Genomic DNA, 15,975 nt, shown 5'->3' with positions numbered 1-15,975 from the left:
TGATTTCAGAGGTATTTGGCGATTTCCTTGAATTCGTCGATGGTGCGGCGCTGGCTGCGCGGCAATGCGCCAACCACGTCTTCCAGGCAATGATCGAGATGGTCCTGGATCAAAGTCTTCTTGGCCTGGCTGATGGCTTTCTCCACGGCATGGAGTTGCTGCGCAACATCCAGGCAGCCCCGCCCGGCCTCGATCATCTCCACGACACCGCGCAGATGCCCCTCCGCCCGGCGCAGCCGCTTGACGATTTCGGGGTGGGTGGCGTGAAGATGGGTGTGCTCGCTCATGGCTTGACACTATCCCCCTGGAGGGGATATGACAAGACCTGTCATGATTGGCTACGCCAGTTCACTCTGTTAAGATCGCACCCATGCTGGTTTGGAAGCGCAGGAGAGCAGTTCGGCCCTTCATCGCATTTGCGGTGACGGTTGCGCTTATCCTGTCGGCCATCGGCATTGCCTTCTCGCATCATGCAAGCGTGGCCATTACCGATTCCGCGCATCATGCCAGTATTGGCGCCGGCGCCGATCATCACCATGATGGTCATTCCCATGATGAAGACGAGGAAGACGGCGATAAGAATCCTCAGAAGCCGGCTCATAAGCACGCCCATAATGCGGCCGATCACTCCCATGTAACGGCCAGCATTCCGCCGGCCCCGACCTCGATGTTCTTCGCGTTCGGGCATGATTGGCGGGGCGACCCGCCGTCATTCGGCGTTATCAAACCCCACTTCCAGCTCGACCGTCCGCCGAAACCGATCTTCTTCGCGTAATTGCCGTCGCTTTTGCGAGCACTTTTACCTGAAGAAGGTCTATTTCCATGCAAGTACCCTTTTGCAAGGGTATGCCGCGCTTGGCATCCATATGCCGCCGGCTATCCATGCCTGTTCTGGCCACCCTTCTCGCTGTTCTGGTCAGCAGCACTGCTTTCGCCCATGCCGTCGCCGATGGCGATAAAGGCTATATCCAGGAGGTAAGCGGCGTTCTGCTGCTGCCTTTCACCTATCTCGGTGCCAAGCATATGGTGACGGGATACGACCACATCCTGTTTCTGTTCGGCGTCATCTTCTTCCTCTACCGGATGAAGCAGATTGCTATCTATGTCAGCCTTTTCGCGCTCGGGCATTCCTCGACGATGCTGCTCGGCGTTTATTTCGATTTCGGCATCAACAGCTATCTGATCGATGCCATCATCGCCTTCTCGATCGTCTATAAGGCGCTGGATAATCTCGGTGCCTTCCAGCGCTGGTTCAATTACCAGCCCGATACCAAGCTGGTGACGCTGATCTTCGGCCTGTTCCATGGCTTCGGCCTGGCCTCGAAGATCATCGACTACGACATATCCCCAGATGGCCTGCTGCCCAATCTGATCGCCTTCAATGTCGGGGTCGAGATCGGCCAGCTTCTGGCGCTGTCCGCTATTCTCATCGCCATGGGCTACTGGCGCAGGACGCCCAGTTTCCTGCGCCATGCCTACACCGCAAACGTCGTGATGATGACCGCAGGCTTCATCCTGATCGGTCTTCAGCTCACCGGCTATTTCACCTCCTGAGACATTGAGGAACACCCATGTACAACACCGATATGCCAACCCGCGCCGAGCTCCCCAGCACCAAGCAGCTGATCCGCTCGACCATCATCGCGATCCTGGCCGCCGCGGCCATCCTCATCACGATTGTCCTGCCGGCCGAGTACGCCATCGATCCGACAGGTATCGGCCGCATGCTCCGCCTCACCGAGGTGGGGGAGATCAAGCAGCAGCTGGCCAAGGAGGCCGAAGAGGATCTCCGCCGCGACCAGCAGAATGCCGCGCCGGCGCCTGAGCGCCGCTCGAGCCTGGGGAGCTTCTTCATCCGCTCCGCCCAGGCGCAGCCCGCTCCGGCAACCAAGGTCGCCGAGATGGAGATCGTTTTGCAGCCAGGCCAGGGGGCGGAAGTGAAGCTGGAGATGAAGCAGGGCGACAAGGCTGCCTATACCTGGGTCGCCACCGACGAGGTGAACTATGACCTCCATGGCGACGCCCCCGGCAAATCGATCAGCTACAAGAAAGGGCGCGGCATTGCGAAGGACCAGAACACCCTCACGGCTGCCTTCGATGGCAACCATGGCTGGTTCTGGCGCAACCGCACCAAGGCGGAAGTGAAGGTGGTGCTCAAGGCAAGCGGCCAGTTTGCCGCCATGAAGCGCGTACTCTAACCGAACCCGGGAAGCAAGAAATGAACTATCGAAATGTAATGCTGTCAGGCGCCGCGGTAATCGTGGTGGCTGGCATTCTAGGCAATCCGGCCGCCTTCGCGGCCGAGCCGCTCAAGATCACCAAGGACCAGGCCAAGCTGGTTGGGATCGAGACCGCCGTGCTGTCGCAGACCGCAGGCGCCGCTAGCCAGGGTTTCCTGGCCCGTGTCGTTATCCCGCCGCAGAAGACCCGGCATGTAGGCGCCATCATGGGCGGCCGCATCGAAACCCTGCTGGTGGCGCCGGAGCAGATGGTCAGGCAAGGCCAGCCGCTGGCGCAGATCACGAGCCCTGAACTCCTGAAGGCGCAGCTCGAATACATCCAGTCCGTTTCGCAGGAGCAGTATCTGCGTGAGACGCTGGGACGCGAGCAGGCGCTGTCTCAGGACCGCGTGGTGTCGCCTAAGCAGGTTATGGCCACCCGTAACGAACTCACGAATGCGACCGCGGCGACCGCCGAGCGCCGGCTTGCTCTGCAGATGACCGGCATGGCGGATTCGGCCATTGCCGCTCTCGCGGCGAGCCGGGTGCCTGTGGGCGCCATCACGGTTCAATCGCCGATGGAGGGCGCTGTCATCGACGTAGCGGCTTCGGTCGGCCAGAATATTGAGGCTGGTGGCGCGTTGCTGAAGATTGCGCAGCTTTCCGTGCTCTGGCTCGAGGTACAGGTTCCAGCGGCGCAGATCAGCCGTGTTGAACTGGGCGCCGAGGTGATCATCCCGGGCGTAGATGCCAAGGGCAAGATCACTGCCATCGGCAGCACGGTGGATGCTACCAGCCAGGCGATCACGGTGCGCGCCGAGATCGACAATCAGGATGCGAAGCTGCGCCCTGGCCAGTTTGTCGAAACGCGGGTGCAATTCGCCCAGGGCCGTGACCTCAAATACTGGAATGTGCCGCCCGCCTCGCTCGTCCGCATGGGAAGCGATGTGTTCGTGCTGAAGGAAATCGAGAGCGGCTACCAGCCCGTCGCCGTGCAGGTTCAGCATGAGTCGACCGACATTACCATGATCACGGGTGAGCTGAGCGGTGAAGACAAGATCGCGGTTCGCGGCCTCGTGGCCCTGAAGGGCGCGATGCGTGGCCTCGGTGGGGGCGAGTAAATGTCCCAACTGGCAAGGATCGTAGAATATTCACTGGCGCAGCGCCTCTTTGTCCTGCTGCTGACAATCATGCTGATCGCCGGCGGCGCCTATGCCTTCAGGCAATTACCGATCGACGCTTACCCGGATGTATCCCCCGTTCAGGTGAAGGTGATCATGAAGGCTCCGGGTATGACGCCGGAGGAAGTTGAAGCGCGCATCACAGCGCCCATCGAAATCGAGATGCTCGGAATTCCAAATAAGCGGATCGTGCGCTCGGTGACCAAATACGCCCTGACCGATGTCACCATCGATTTCGAGGAAGGGGTGGATATTTATTGGGCGCGCAATCAGGTGGCGGAGCGCCTGGCCAGTATCTCGAAGGATTTGCCGACCGGAATCAGCGGTGGCCTGGCGCCCATCACCACGCCGCTTGGCGAAATGTTCATGTTCACCATCGAGGGCGGTGACCTGTCGCTGACCGAACGCCGCACGCTGCTCGATTGGGTGATCCGGCCGGCGCTGCGGACCCTTCCTGGCGTTGCCGATGTGAACGCCTTGGGCGGCCTGGTCCGGAGCTTCGAGGTGGTTCCCAATAATGCTGCGATGTCAGCCTATGGCGTTTCAGTGGAGAAGCTCCGCAAGGCCATTGAGGCGAATAACCGTAATGACGGTGCCGGACGGCTGAGCGAAGGCGAGGAAGTCCTGCTCGTCCGGGCCGAGGGCAACATTGCGACGCTCGATGACCTGAGTGCCATCGTGGTGGCGTCCAATGGCTCCAGCGTTGTCCGGCTAGGCGATGTCGCAACCGTCAAGATCGGCAGCGTCACACGCTACGGCGTCGTCACCAAGGATGGCAAAGGCGAGGCCGTACAGGGCCTGGTGCTTGGCCTGCGGGGTGCCAATGCCCGTGAGGTTGTCAATGCCGTGCAGCAGAAGCTGACGGAGCTGCAGCCCACATTGCCCCCGGGCGTGACCATCGAGACATTCTATGACCGCAGCAGCCTGGTCGACCGTGCTGTCGGCACCGTGTCGAAAGCTCTGCTCGAGGCCATCGTCCTGGTGCTGATCCTCCTGCTCCTGTTCCTGGGAGACTGGCGGGCCGCTTTCGTCGTGGCGCTTACCTTGCCTCTGGCGGCCTTGGCGACCTTCCTGCTGATGCGCTGGACCGGCCTTTCGGCCAACCTCATGAGCCTCGGCGGCCTGGCGATCGCCATCGGCATGCTGATCGATGCCGCCATCGTGGTGGTCGAGAATGTAGTTTCCCATCTCGAGCATGACCGGGGCGCGGCGAATGCGCCGCTGCTGAATACCATATTCCGGGCCACCAAGGAGGTTGTGGTGCCGGTGGCGTCCGGCATTGCGATCATCATCATCGTTTTCCTGCCGCTGCTCACTTTGCAGGGGCTGGAAGGGAAGCTGTTCGTGCCGGTGGCCCTGGCAATCGTCTTCGCGCTCAGCAGCTCGCTGCTGCTGTCGCTGACGGTTCTGCCGGTTCTTGCCTCCTTCATCCTGAAGCGGAAGGGCCATTCCGATCCCTGGCTGGTCCGCAAGGCGTCGGGGATTTACCTGCCCACCTTGCGCTGGGCGCTCAATCATGAGCGCCCGGTGCTGATCGCCGGCGCGGCGCTTTTGTTCGCCACCGCTGGCGTGTTCACCCAGATCGGCAAGACCTTCATGCCGACCATGGATGAGGGGAGCATTATTGTCGGTATCGAGAAGCTGCCTTCGGTCAGCCTGGAGGAAACCGCCGCCATCGATCTGAAAATCCATCAGATGCTGATGCGGGAGGTTCCCGAGGTCATCAGCATCGTGGCGCGGGCGGGCTCGGATGAACTGGGCCTCGATCCGATGGGCCTGAACCAGACGGATACCTACCTGATCCTGAAGCCGGAGTCGGAATGGCGGAAGCAAGACAAGGAATGGATGATGTCCGAACTGCGCCGGGCGCTCAATCAGTTGCCCGGCATCTCCTACAGCTTCACGCAGCCGATCGATATGCGTGTGCAGGAGATGATCATCGGCGTTCGCGGCGATGTCGCGGTGAAGATTTTCGGCTCGGATATTCCAACCCTGAACCGCCTGGCGGAGCAGATCACCGCCCGCCTGCAGGGCATATCCGGCAGCGAAGATGTCTTCACCACCCTTAACGAGGGCGTGCAGTATCTCAGCGTCAAGGTCGACCGCATGAGTGCCGGGCGTTATGGCTTGAGTGTGGATGACATTGCCGGCTCCCTGCGGGCGCAGATTGTCGGCCAGGATCTCGGTATCGTTCTCGAGGACGGCCGCCGCACTCCGATCATTCTCAGGGGTACGGAAGCCATCCGGCAGTCGCCTGCGCTGTTTTCCAACCTGAACATCATCCTGGATGACGGCCGTTCCATCCCGCTTTCTTCGGTAGCCACCCTGGAGCGGATCGACGGTTCGGTGAAGATCGACCGCGAAAGCGGACTGCGCATGGCTATCGTGCAGAGCAATGTGCAGGGCCGTGATCTCGTCGGCTTCGTTGAAGAGGCTAAGGCGGCCGTGGCGAAGGATGTGCCGCTGCCGGCAGGCTATAGCCTGAAGTGGGGCGGCCAGTTCGAGAACCAGCAGCGTGCCGCGGCGCGGCTTCAGATCGTGGTGCCGATCGCCCTTGGGCTGATCTTCATCATTCTGTTCGCCACCTTCTCGTCGGTGCGCCAGGCAGTGCTGGTCTTCGTGAACATCCCGTTCGCGATGATCGGCGGCGTCTTCGCCCTCTGGATTTCGGGTGAGTATCTGTCGGTTCCAGCCTCGGTTGGCTTCATCGCCTTGCTTGGCATTGCGGTCCTGAATGGATTGGTGCTGGTCAGTTATTTCAACCAGCTGCGTGAGGAAGGCGTCGCCCAGGCAATTCTGGTCGTGGATGGCGCTTTGCGCCGAATGCGGCCCGTGCTGCTCACGGCCAGTATCACCGCCTTCGGGCTCTTGCCGTTGCTATTCGCAACGGGCCCTGGCTCGGAAGTGCAGCGCCCCCTGGCCATCGTGGTGATCGGCGGCATTGTCAGCTCCACCTTGCTGACGCTCGTGGTACTGCCTGTCCTCTATCGCCGTTTCGGTACTTCCAGCCGCGAGGCCATCGCATGACAACGCAACAAGCATGTCTGACCCTTCTGGTGCCGAAGGCATTCGAGGAGAAGCTGGCTGATATCCTGCTGGCGAACCCGGTTGCTGCCAGCGCTGGTTTCACCATCCGCGATATCAACGCCTACGGCGCCAACATCACCTATCGCACGGCCATGGAACGGGTCCATGGCCGGGTACAGGGCGTGGAGGTTGTCGTGATCGTGCAAGAGACAGAGGCCAGTGCTGTGCTTGATGAGATCAAGCAGGCCATGCCGGGGCGCGGTGTCGTGTACCGGCTGAATACCATATCCGATGCAGGGGAAATCTGATGCGACTGATCGACTATAAGGACCGGAAGGGTGGCCGCAGAAGCGCCGCGCTATGTATGCTGGCAGGCACTGCCGTGTTTCTGGCCGGCTGCGCGGAATACAAGGCCAGCCCGATTGTAGCCGCGGAAACCGCTGTGGCGCTTGAAACCCGCAGTCTTGATGATCAGCGCCTCGCGCGCTTCATTGAGGCAGCCAAGCCTGGCGCCAGGGCAGGAGACTGGAACCTCCCCAATCTCACCCTTGCAGCATTGTACTTCCACCCGGATATCGAATTGTCCCGCGCCAAGCTGGCGGTGGCGGAAGCCAGCGTGCAGACCGCCAAGCAACGGCCAAATCCGATCCTCAGTTTCCTGCCGTCCTTCAACCAGACGGTATCCACGCCTTCGCCCTGGACCATTGGTGCAGCCGTCAGCTTCCTGGTCGATGCCACGGGCCAGCGGGATGCTAAGATCGCCCAGTCCGAGAGCATGGTGGAAGCGGCGCGTCATGACCTAGCCACGGCCTCATGGCAGGTGCGCGGGCAAGTGCGTTCGGCATTGCTGGCACTTTGGGCGGCCCAAGGCCGTCAGGATCTGGTCAGCAAACGCGCAGACCTGCAGGAGCAGTTTGTCAGCGTCCTTGAGAGGCGCTTCATTGTGGGCGAGGCAACGTCCCTGGATGTGTCGCGCGAGCGGATCAATCTTAACCAGTTACGGCTTGCCGCGGCCGAAGCCGGCCGCCAGGCCGAGGAAGCACGAGCCAAGCTGGCGTCGGCTATCGGCGTGCCATTGAAGGCGCTGGCGAATATCGAGCCGCGCTTGGTGGAGATCGAGATGCCAGCTGCCCAAGTGCGGATTGCGTCCATAGCGGCCCCAGATCTTCGGCGTGCCGCCTTGGAAAGCCGCAGCGATGTGCTGGCATTGCTTGCCGAATACGAAGCGGCCCAGGGAGCCTTGCGTTTGGAAATCGCCAAGCAATTCTCCAGCCTCACCTTGGGACCTGGCTATACCTATGATCAGGGGGAGCATAAATACTCCTTCGAGATTGGCGGCGAGTTGCCGATCTTTGGTCAGAATCAGGGGCCGATCGCCGAGATGACGGCACGCCGGCGGGAGGCGGCCGCCCGTTTCACGGCATTGCAGGCCCAGATCATTGCAGCAATCGATACGGCGCTGACAAACCACCGCGCTTCGATGCGCATGGCGGAGCTGGCCAACAACCAGCTTTCCAGCCAGACCGACCGGCGCCGGCAACTGCAGCGGGGCGTCCAGCTCGGAGAGCTCGACCGCTCGACCGTGATGTCGGCCGATATCGAGATCGGTGTTGCTGAGCTGGCCAAATACGAGGCAGGCGTTCAGCAGCGCCAGGCGCTCGAAATGCTGGAAGATGCCCTGCAGCAGCCGCTGTTCGAGCTGGAAACCAGTGCTCTCGTCCGAACGAGACTCTCCGAGGTGAAGCAATGACCCTCAGGAGCCTGCGATGACAAGCTACGTATCCACCATCTTGCTCGCAGCACTTCTGCTGACTGCTGGCTGCAGCACGGAGCAATGGCAGCGTGAGTATCATGCCGGCATCCGGCAGGACTGCGCCGAGAAGGGCTTTGCCCCTGAGACACAGGAAGGCAAGGAATGCTTCGCGAGGGTGCTGCTGCGTGCCAGCGCGCCGCCGCCGGGCGCCAAGCCCTACCGGCGGGCAAAGAGTCTTGAGCACTTTATGGAATAGGCCTTCGGCCTACTCGGGCAGTCGATTTGGTTTTTTATTGAGGAAGTGATGGTGATCAAAATAGGTAAAGCCATTCTGGTGGGAATACTGGCGCTGTTGTGGGTGTGCGGTGACGCGGCGTGGGGACACCCGGACGAAGTCGGTACATTGACAATCCATCATGCCTACGCGGAACCGGCGCGGCGCGGAGACGATACGTTGGTGCGCTTGGCCATAGAGAATAATGGCGCTTCGATGCGGCAGTTTATGGGGCTGCATATTGATGTGGCCGAAGCCAGCCAGATCGAGGTGAAGGTAGAGGCCGAGCGCTTTGTGCCGATCACGTCCATAGCTATACCACCAGGCGAATTGCTGGATCTGAGGGATGGCGCCCGCATACGCCTATTGGCTCTGAACCGGACATTGATTGCTGGGGAGAGCCTCGAGGCTCTCCTTGATTTTGCCGACGGCCGTGAGAAGCGGATTCAGGTACTGGTGGGCCAGGGCAAGGCAGGGCATTAACCATCCGATTCGATGCCTTTTTGTGTTCACCGAGGGGGCAAACCCTTTGGTGACTTATTGAGAAAAGCAGGCTAACCCCCTGAACAACCTGAACAATTTACAATCTTTCGATTCAATCAATAATTATAATGACTTATATTGCCTTCCGAGTGAGAATCAATAGGAATTGTTTTTAGAATGTTCTTGTTCGCCCATGCCTGGATCGACAGACTCGAAGCTAATAGTGGCGCAACTCATGGAGCGGGCGATTGCACGGCTCCAGATGGGTGGAGAGGGACTGATTCGGAAGTGGGCCGATTATGGTTTTTCCTCGAGCAGGCATATTGTTCGTCAGGCATTTGAAACAATCGGTGTTCACGCGGTTTTCGGGTTTGCAAAGAGCCGCACATCTTCTCCAGTTGCCTATTCTCCGATTCTTTATTTTGCAATCGCCTTCGATGACAAAGATGCCGATAGAATTCATCGACTGGTTTGGAGCCAGGGGGTCGTTCCACTTCTCTTGATAGCCACTCCAGGTGGTTTGCAGATTCGAAAAAGCTTGGGGCCCCCAACGGCCAAGCCTGTTTCTATCAGTTGGGACAAGCTGGATGGCTCAGCAATCCCTGTAGAGCTTACTTCCCTCACCTCTACTGCGTTGGCGAGTTCAGTAGTGTGGGGCGATTTCATGATTGATAGAAGCGCGCGCGTAGACAATGCGCTATTGACGGCAATTAAAGCGCTAAACAAGACCGTCTGCGATCAATTCCCCGAACTTGATGATCGTCCGGTTCTAGTGAATTCGGTCATTGGAAGATTTATCTATCTCTTCATTCTGATTGATCGTGGTGTTGTTACGCCTGGCTGGATGAACAGTCTGAGAAATGAGTTGGGTCAGCCACTCTGTCCAACCATTGCGAAATCCCTAGTCGACGAAAATGGTGCGGATGATAGCGCTTGGCCTGCTCGAGAGGTATGGGAGCTATTTGACTGTATTGACGGTGTATTGAACGGTACCATTTTTCCGATAAAAGCGACTGAGCGTCGCATTGTGCCGTCTAAACTGCTTCATCTCGTCCGACGCGTCATAAGGCATGGCGATCAGCTGGAGGGTGGGAGACAGCTGGGTTTTCTGAACGTATCTTTTGCGACTCTTAGGACGGAAACCATATCCGCAATATATGAGCTTTTCCTGCTCATAGAGTCTCCGGATGCAAAGGATGAGGATGGTGCATTTTATACACCACCCTATCTGGTTGACTATGTACTGGATGAGGTTGACCGGATTCGTCCTTTTGGGGCTTCAAGCCGCATTCTGGATCCAGCTGCTGGATCAGGGATTTTCTTAGTAGGTGCCTACCGGCGGGTGATTGAAAGATCGCTGCGCCAAAATCGATGGAAAGCCGCGCACTTTCAGAAGGCAAGAGCTCTTCTGGAATCTTGTATCTTTGGAATCGAACGAAATCCACAAGCGGCAAATGTTGCGCGTTTCAGCTTGTATCTTACCTTGCTTGACTACGTTCAGAGCGCTTCAATTGTTGAATTGCGCAAGTTGGCTGGCCGAAAAAAAGTGTTCCCTCCATTAGACAAAAATGTCTTGGATCAAGATGTTTTTACTATTGAAAGTGCGCCTAACGCTTATCGGTACTCTCATGTAGTCGGTAATCCTCCTTGGGGTACATTCGGCGCGCATTCGGGTAGAACTAACATCAAGCGCACTGCAGATGCGGACGAACAACGTACCTCGAATTTCGGTCCAGCTCTTGCTTTCTATGAGGCGCTTGATGGCTCTGACCATCCAGTTGCCAACAAGCGCCTTTCCGAGCTCTTCATCTGGAAGATTAAGTGCGATTTGCTCAAAGCCAATGGCGTTATGGGGGTGCTAATATCGACCCGTAGTTTTGTTGCCAGAACTGCAGCGAGTTTCCCTTCTGCTCTGGCAAAACAAATGAAGTTGGTAGGTGTGGCCAACCTATCCCACTTTAGATACCGATTGTTTTCCGGTGCAAGAAGCCCGGCGCTGGCTGTGTTTGCAGAGGCGAAGCGGCCAGATCCCATAGACACGACATGGGTGTACTCTCCTCTCCTTTCGTCGCAGCCCATAGGTCAGCGTGGGCATCTTTGGTCAATCGTCGTTTCTGCACTGGATATCGAGCATTACCGCGTGCGCGACTTTGCGCGACGAGAGGATGCTTGGTTTGAGGCATTGATGCTGCGCCCAATTGATCGACGGTTCTATGGCCATCTTAAACTATGGGCGGAGCGCCGACAGAGCAGCCTATCTCACTTCATCCGCGAATCTGGATTTGCGATTGGTCGGGGGGGGAGTCCATCTCAAACGGGTATCCCGAAGGGGCTTTTACTTGGAGCCACGGATTATATGCAGAAACTGGGCATTGGCGGCCTGGGGTTTGCAAATTATGACCACGAAAAGCTCCAGACATATTCTCCGTCGCCATCATTTGAGAGAATGTTCGCCGGAAATATTGTTCTGATTCCGCGGCATATGAATGAAATCTTTGTCGTCGAGAAACCGATTGCCTTTGGGTCGAGCTTTAACGCGATATATTCGAAGGCCGTTGATGGGAGAAAAGCGACGGCGGCCATGGCTGCTATCGCTCGATTCCTGAATTCCAAAGTGGCGCGCTATATGTATGCTTTGTATGGGAAGACGTGGATTCTCGACCGTACCCGGCTGGAGAAGAACGATCTATGTGACATTCCTTTCCCATTTGCTGATAGCGCCAATGACATTGTGAATATGGGCGATGATCATCTGACGAAGCTTTTTGCGGCCAAAATTGGCCTCGAGAAGACGTTCGTGGATTGTGTTGAGGAATATTCTTCCTTCAGGAATGGTTATGAGGATGCCCAGATACCTGAGGCGGGTCTGGGTGCGCCAAGCGCTGCTTCGGTAGCGCACTATAAGTTGATGCTTGACGAGCAGCTGTCCATCCATTTTGGCCAGAAGGCGTCCCTACAACAGGAGTTCCGTGCTCCATCCGACGAAAAGTTCCTTGCGCAGATCAGCATCCATATTGGAAGGAAGGTAGATCAAACGGAGCGGCCCGAAGGAATGAATGTTGATATTCCTGTCGAATTGCCGTCACGTTTCAGTCCCCTGGCAGATATCTCATTTGATTTGGTGCGGTCTCAGGTGAGTATCTCAAAGCCTTGGACGCGCGTCGCATGGACTATTGAGCAAGCGTTCTCAGACGCTAGAGCCATTTCCGAAGAAATTTTTCGCGCGGGGGCATAATTATCATCATGCTGCAGGCAGCACTTTCATCCTTGAATCCAGTGCCAAATGTAGCGCGAGAACTTCTATGGGAATCCATAGTCCAGGCGGTCGCTTGCCTAATTCATGAAGCAGAGAAGCGCGTTAGATTGGCATCACATGATCGGTACGCAGACCTCGATGGATGGTGGCGAAGCAAGAATGTATCGATAAAAAAAGGCCTCAAAATTCGTGTGCCAAGTGAAGAAGCAATTTCAGAAGCTCTGATTGATGAAATTGAATCTCTCCGTCAAGAGATCATCCTGGGCGAACACCCTCAGCTAAGTGGCCTCTCGTACATTGCGGACCTGCAGTTTGCGGTGGAGCAGCCGCGAAAGAAGAAAAAGGGCATCGGTAAGTTCGCGAAACCTACAGATATTCGAATTTATAGAGTTGGCTCTGAAAGTATTGATCTCCGTATTGAAGCCAAAGTGCTGGTAAAGGATGCTGAAATTACGAATGCGTATCTATCCGATCGGGGGATAAAAAGATTCTCGGATCCCACAGAGCCATATACCATTCATGAAATCGGAGGGATGTTAGCATATACTGTGACGGAAAGTCGTTCTGCATGGGCCGATAAGATCGGTGCTGCGATGGCGGCGAGTGTGCCCCCTGTAGAGAGTTTTAAGCATCAGCTTGATTTTACGGCACAGGAAACGCTTTTTTCTCGAGTTCCTTATAACTGCAGCAATAAGCAGGGAAGAAAAGAGACCATTGTCTTCCATTTGGTCTTGGAGTTTGATAGCGATCCGCCGGGGCGCTAAAATTTCCTCAAATCCTGTGCGATATATCGAATATAGTGCCGTTGAGAAATTCGAATTATCGCGCTTCGACATTGTACCGCCGACTGGATGGTCTGAGGGATTTTAGGCGGCAATCGTTCGGCCGACTGGATATTTAGAAATAAAATGCGTATGGCCGTGCAGCCATGTCAGTTCTGACGACCATGGCAATTTTTGAATTTCTTGCCTGATCCACAAAGGCAGCGTTCATTCCGTCGAGGCTTGCGCTTGCCTGAGCGCCCTGGTGCATCTGGAGCCGACACTGCTCTTCCAATAAGTCTCGCAGCCCTTTCGAGCAGGCCGGGAGGAGGCACCCATTTGGGTGGCGGTCCCCACGTCCGAAGTTCTTCTATCAGATTTCGCTGGCTCTCAAATTCGCTCTGTCTCGCAGGTGGAAGACTGGTCTTGTAGGGCTCAAGCCGTTCCATCTCAGCTTCGGCCTCGGAGTATCGTTCACAGTAGGCAAGAACAACCGCATACTGGGAGCGGACTGGAACCAGATAATCGGCCAATTTCCATTGCCGCAGTTGGGGTAAGACAATGGTCTCCATCATATTGAGGGCGCCATCAAAGTCATGTCGACGTACGAACTGATCAACGAGATCTTGTCCCACTCGGAACAGAGACTCTGGAGCGCGCGCCAGATCATAAAACTTCAAGGCATGGATGCGAGAAAATGGCGAAGGTTGGCCCAAAGCGTCAAGTGCTTTTGCAAGCACATCTAGAGAGTCTGCAAGGTGCTTGATGTCGTCTGCATCTACACCTTTTCTCAACATTGGGAACAGGTCTGGCGCATTTCTTCCCATCACCATCGCAGGTGTGAGGCCAATCAGTTCATAATATTCACTGATCAGAGGTTGGATTAGTCTGGTTGCTGCATCCGCGTCGCCCAACGCGAGCTCTGCACAAGCGACATTGTATCTGAATACACGTTGATGACCTAAAGGGAGGTCTCTTATGATGGGTCTGAGAGTATCCACTAGACGCATGGCGCCCTGCCGATCACCTATATCGGCTAATAGGTTCATTCGCTTCATGCCTGCGCGGAGTCGTTCTTCGGCCCCAAGATCGTGAGCCGTGATTAGGGCGTCCATTTGATCGAGCCACAATACAGCGCGATCAGAATTGACCTTCATGGCGGCGAAAGCCAGTCCATCCAATGCCTTAAGTCGCTGCATGGCGGGAACTTTTGCATCCTGCGCGCCGCGTTCGAGGTAAGCTTCAACCTCAGGCCATACCCCCATTTCGTGGAAAAGCTCTTCTGTCGCCATCTCGACCAGTATATCAAGACGGCCAACTTGTCCGCTAAGTCGGAGGAAGAGCGAAAGCTTCGCCGGATGCCAGTTTTCTAAGAGGCTCTTCTGGACAACGGCTCTCAATGCTTCTTGTTGCGCCTTTACACTCTCGGCGCCGTGGAGAAGTAGTCGTCCTTTACCTACGGCGCGCGCCGCGTCGTGAAGCTTGATCCTATCATCAGCAAATGTCTGGAGCAGACCCTGACTCACCAGATGGCGAAGAGTACGAGCGAAGACTGTCTGATCGGGGCCCTCCGCAGCTGCAACATACGACTGAGCTTCCTCGCGCTTCAACGGTGCGTCGCAAAGGCTAAGCAATTCGGCAACCTCTCCTACGATTTTGGGCAACCGTTCGAAGACTCGGCCCAAAATGAGATCTTGAGCCATCTCTTTGGTATGTGCTGACCGTGCAAGGTCGATGCCTAGCCGTTTTAACGAACCATCGTAGTCAGATTTTGCAATCGAAATCGCGTTCAAAACGAAGAGTGGGAGGCCGCCGGTGAGGTCTATCAAGCGCTGGCAATCGCTAACATCACCTTGGCAATCCTCAATATGTGCAGCTGCCGCCACTGTGTCAGCTGACCATCCCTGGAGAGCTTCGCGAGTGACGCCTAGAACAGCTTCTAAGGAGGAAACTTCACCTTCAGGACGTCCTAGCAATACAAAACGTATGTCTCTCGCTGATTGAATCACCCCTATTATGTCATCTGCTGGAAGCTGGTGAATATTGTCCAAAGCGACGGTGACTATCTCGCCCTGCTCAGCTAGCCGGCGAGAAAGTAACTGAAGGATTTCTCGCCCTGAGGCACCAGGCAGAAATACCTCTCCAAGGCGGTGACCGGTCCTAAGGAGGCGGCTAGCGGTTTCCCGAGCTACAGCATTTGCGAGCGCAGGACCAGGTATATCGGCGACGTCGAGATAAAGTATGGCACCTGGCGCATGTTGCGCAGATTGCGCCAGCCATGACGTCTTCCCGGCTCCCGAATAACCAACAATCAGCCTGACCCTTTCACCTGTCGAAAGATCCGGTTCGTGCTGTTGGACCCGATAGAGAGGCGGTGGCAATGGTAGATACTGCAACTGCAACACAAGTTGCTCGAAAAGGCGTGGAAGATCTCTAGCTTGGAAGGTGTGATTCAGGCCCTTATCATCTCCGGTAGCCGCAAGAGAAACGAGACCGGCCAGTTTCCAAACAAGAGTCTCTGGTGACAGCGTGGCAAACGGTAGGCTTTCAGCCATTTTGTTAGCCGCTTGAGCCGCTTCCATAAGTGAACTTTGTGGAGCAGGCAAGATCCGTGCGGTGATGTCGGCCGATGGCCAATCGATCCGCACGTCGATCGGCCAGTCGACTGCGACCAGTTTGGCGTACAAAGGATCATTCGGAACTGCGTTGCTGACGATGAGGAATTCGGGCTTCCCCTCGCGTTCACCTCGATGGTGGGCGTCGCGCAGCTCATCAAAGCGATTTATAGCACTTTCAATATCATTCCAGATGAGAGATTGCTTTCTATGCTTTACCTGGATGTAGATACGCCGCCCCTCGAACAGCATCTCGACATCTTCATCGCTTTCAACTTTGATGCTCTGGGCTGAGAGTGCTGCCGCCGATAGCAGGCACTGAACCGTGTAAAGATGCTGGAAAAGAAAGCCGCGATGCACGGCCTCGATCCGAACAAGTTGCGTCGGATCCAAGACATTGGTTCCC

13 protein-coding genes are annotated in these 15,975 nt (G+C 56.5%); 11 read left to right on the top strand and 2 right to left on the bottom strand.

Going from position 1 to position 15,975, the window contains the following annotated elements:
* Positions 1 to 5: 5 nt before the first annotated feature.
* Positions 6 to 287 carry a metal-sensing transcriptional repressor gene (locus KBB36_RS13490; RefSeq protein WP_290981674.1) on the bottom strand — a complete coding sequence of 94 codons (282 nt, stop codon included), beginning with the start codon at positions 285 to 287 and terminating at the stop codon, positions 6 to 8.
* Between the two features lie 83 nt (positions 288 to 370).
* Between KBB36_RS13490 and KBB36_RS13485 the strand changes: the two genes are divergently transcribed.
* The 11 genes from KBB36_RS13485 to KBB36_RS13435 all read left to right on the top strand — a co-directional run bounded on the left by KBB36_RS13485 (position 371) and on the right by KBB36_RS13435 (position 12,957).
* The gene (locus KBB36_RS13485) at positions 371 to 775 is read left to right on the top strand and encodes a hypothetical protein (RefSeq protein WP_290981671.1); all 405 of its coding nucleotides are present in this window, start codon (positions 371 to 373) and stop codon (positions 773 to 775) included.
* Between the two features lie 107 nt (positions 776 to 882).
* The gene (locus tag KBB36_RS13480; protein WP_290981668.1) at positions 883 to 1,554 is read left to right on the top strand and encodes a HupE/UreJ family protein; all 672 of its coding nucleotides are present in this window, start codon (positions 883 to 885) and stop codon (positions 1,552 to 1,554) included.
* Between the two features lie 17 nt (positions 1,555 to 1,571).
* Positions 1,572 to 2,198 carry a transmembrane anchor protein gene (locus tag KBB36_RS13475; protein WP_290981665.1) on the top strand — a complete coding sequence of 209 codons (627 nt, stop codon included), beginning with the start codon at positions 1,572 to 1,574 and terminating at the stop codon, positions 2,196 to 2,198.
* 20 nt (positions 2,199 to 2,218) lie between these two features.
* Positions 2,219 to 3,340, top strand: coding sequence for an efflux RND transporter periplasmic adaptor subunit (locus tag KBB36_RS13470; RefSeq protein WP_290981662.1), 1,122 nt, complete (start codon positions 2,219 to 2,221; stop codon positions 3,338 to 3,340).
* Positions 3,341 to 6,427 carry a CusA/CzcA family heavy metal efflux RND transporter gene (locus tag KBB36_RS13465; RefSeq protein ID WP_290981659.1) on the top strand — a complete coding sequence of 1,029 codons (3,087 nt, stop codon included), beginning with the start codon at positions 3,341 to 3,343 and terminating at the stop codon, positions 6,425 to 6,427.
* The gene (locus KBB36_RS13460; RefSeq protein ID WP_290981657.1) at positions 6,424 to 6,735 is read left to right on the top strand and encodes a DUF3240 family protein; all 312 of its coding nucleotides are present in this window, start codon (positions 6,424 to 6,426) and stop codon (positions 6,733 to 6,735) included. Before KBB36_RS13465 ends, KBB36_RS13460 begins: the two co-directional genes overlap by 4 nt.
* On the top strand, positions 6,735 to 8,177 hold the full coding sequence (locus tag KBB36_RS13455; RefSeq protein WP_290981654.1) for a TolC family protein: 1,443 nt from the start codon (positions 6,735 to 6,737) through the stop codon (positions 8,175 to 8,177). The genes KBB36_RS13460 and KBB36_RS13455 overlap by 1 nt, the downstream gene beginning before the upstream one ends.
* Positions 8,178 to 8,193: 16 nt before the next feature.
* The gene (locus KBB36_RS13450) at positions 8,194 to 8,436 is read left to right on the top strand and encodes a hypothetical protein (RefSeq protein WP_290981652.1); all 243 of its coding nucleotides are present in this window, start codon (positions 8,194 to 8,196) and stop codon (positions 8,434 to 8,436) included.
* A gap of 48 nt (positions 8,437 to 8,484) precedes the next feature.
* Positions 8,485 to 8,937, top strand: coding sequence for a copper chaperone PCu(A)C (locus KBB36_RS13445; RefSeq protein WP_290981649.1), 453 nt, complete (start codon positions 8,485 to 8,487; stop codon positions 8,935 to 8,937).
* Between the two features lie 235 nt (positions 8,938 to 9,172).
* The gene (locus tag KBB36_RS13440) at positions 9,173 to 12,172 is read left to right on the top strand and encodes an N-6 DNA methylase (RefSeq protein ID WP_290981646.1); all 3,000 of its coding nucleotides are present in this window, start codon (positions 9,173 to 9,175) and stop codon (positions 12,170 to 12,172) included.
* Between the two features lie 8 nt (positions 12,173 to 12,180).
* A complete protein-coding gene (locus KBB36_RS13435) occupies positions 12,181 to 12,957 on the top strand; it encodes a hypothetical protein (protein WP_290981643.1) in 777 nt (258 codons plus the stop codon).
* A 167-nt stretch (positions 12,958 to 13,124) separates the two neighbouring features.
* Here KBB36_RS13435 and KBB36_RS13430 read toward each other — a convergent pair whose 3' ends face one another.
* Entirely contained in the window at positions 13,125 to 15,962 is a 2,838-nt protein-coding gene (locus KBB36_RS13430; protein ID WP_290981640.1) for a YecA family protein, read from the bottom strand.
* Positions 15,963 to 15,975: the final 13 nt, after the last annotated feature.

Source organism: Ferrovibrio sp., from assembly GCF_017994015.1.
Lineage (GTDB): Bacteria > Pseudomonadota > Alphaproteobacteria > Ferrovibrionales > Ferrovibrionaceae > Ferrovibrio.
The sequence above is the reverse complement of the archived record's forward strand: the minus strand, read 5'-3'. Positions and strand labels throughout refer to the sequence as shown.

Coding starts and splice junctions, on each gene's coding strand:
- KBB36_RS13490 (WP_290981674.1), bottom strand. CDS start 287: ATGAGCGAGCACACCCATCTTCACGCCACCCACCCCGAAATCGTCAAG.
- KBB36_RS13485 (WP_290981671.1), top strand. CDS start 371: ATGCTGGTTTGGAAGCGCAGGAGAGCAGTTCGGCCCTTCATCGCATTT.
- KBB36_RS13480 (WP_290981668.1), top strand. CDS start 883: ATGCCTGTTCTGGCCACCCTTCTCGCTGTTCTGGTCAGCAGCACTGCT.
- KBB36_RS13475 (WP_290981665.1), top strand. CDS start 1,572: ATGTACAACACCGATATGCCAACCCGCGCCGAGCTCCCCAGCACCAAG.
- KBB36_RS13470 (WP_290981662.1), top strand. CDS start 2,219: ATGAACTATCGAAATGTAATGCTGTCAGGCGCCGCGGTAATCGTGGTG.
- KBB36_RS13465 (WP_290981659.1), top strand. CDS start 3,341: ATGTCCCAACTGGCAAGGATCGTAGAATATTCACTGGCGCAGCGCCTC.
- KBB36_RS13460 (WP_290981657.1), top strand. CDS start 6,424: ATGACAACGCAACAAGCATGTCTGACCCTTCTGGTGCCGAAGGCATTC.
- KBB36_RS13455 (WP_290981654.1), top strand. CDS start 6,735: ATGCGACTGATCGACTATAAGGACCGGAAGGGTGGCCGCAGAAGCGCC.
- KBB36_RS13450 (WP_290981652.1), top strand. CDS start 8,194: ATGACAAGCTACGTATCCACCATCTTGCTCGCAGCACTTCTGCTGACT.
- KBB36_RS13445 (WP_290981649.1), top strand. CDS start 8,485: ATGGTGATCAAAATAGGTAAAGCCATTCTGGTGGGAATACTGGCGCTG.
- KBB36_RS13440 (WP_290981646.1), top strand. CDS start 9,173: ATGGAGCGGGCGATTGCACGGCTCCAGATGGGTGGAGAGGGACTGATT.
- KBB36_RS13435 (WP_290981643.1), top strand. CDS start 12,181: ATGCTGCAGGCAGCACTTTCATCCTTGAATCCAGTGCCAAATGTAGCG.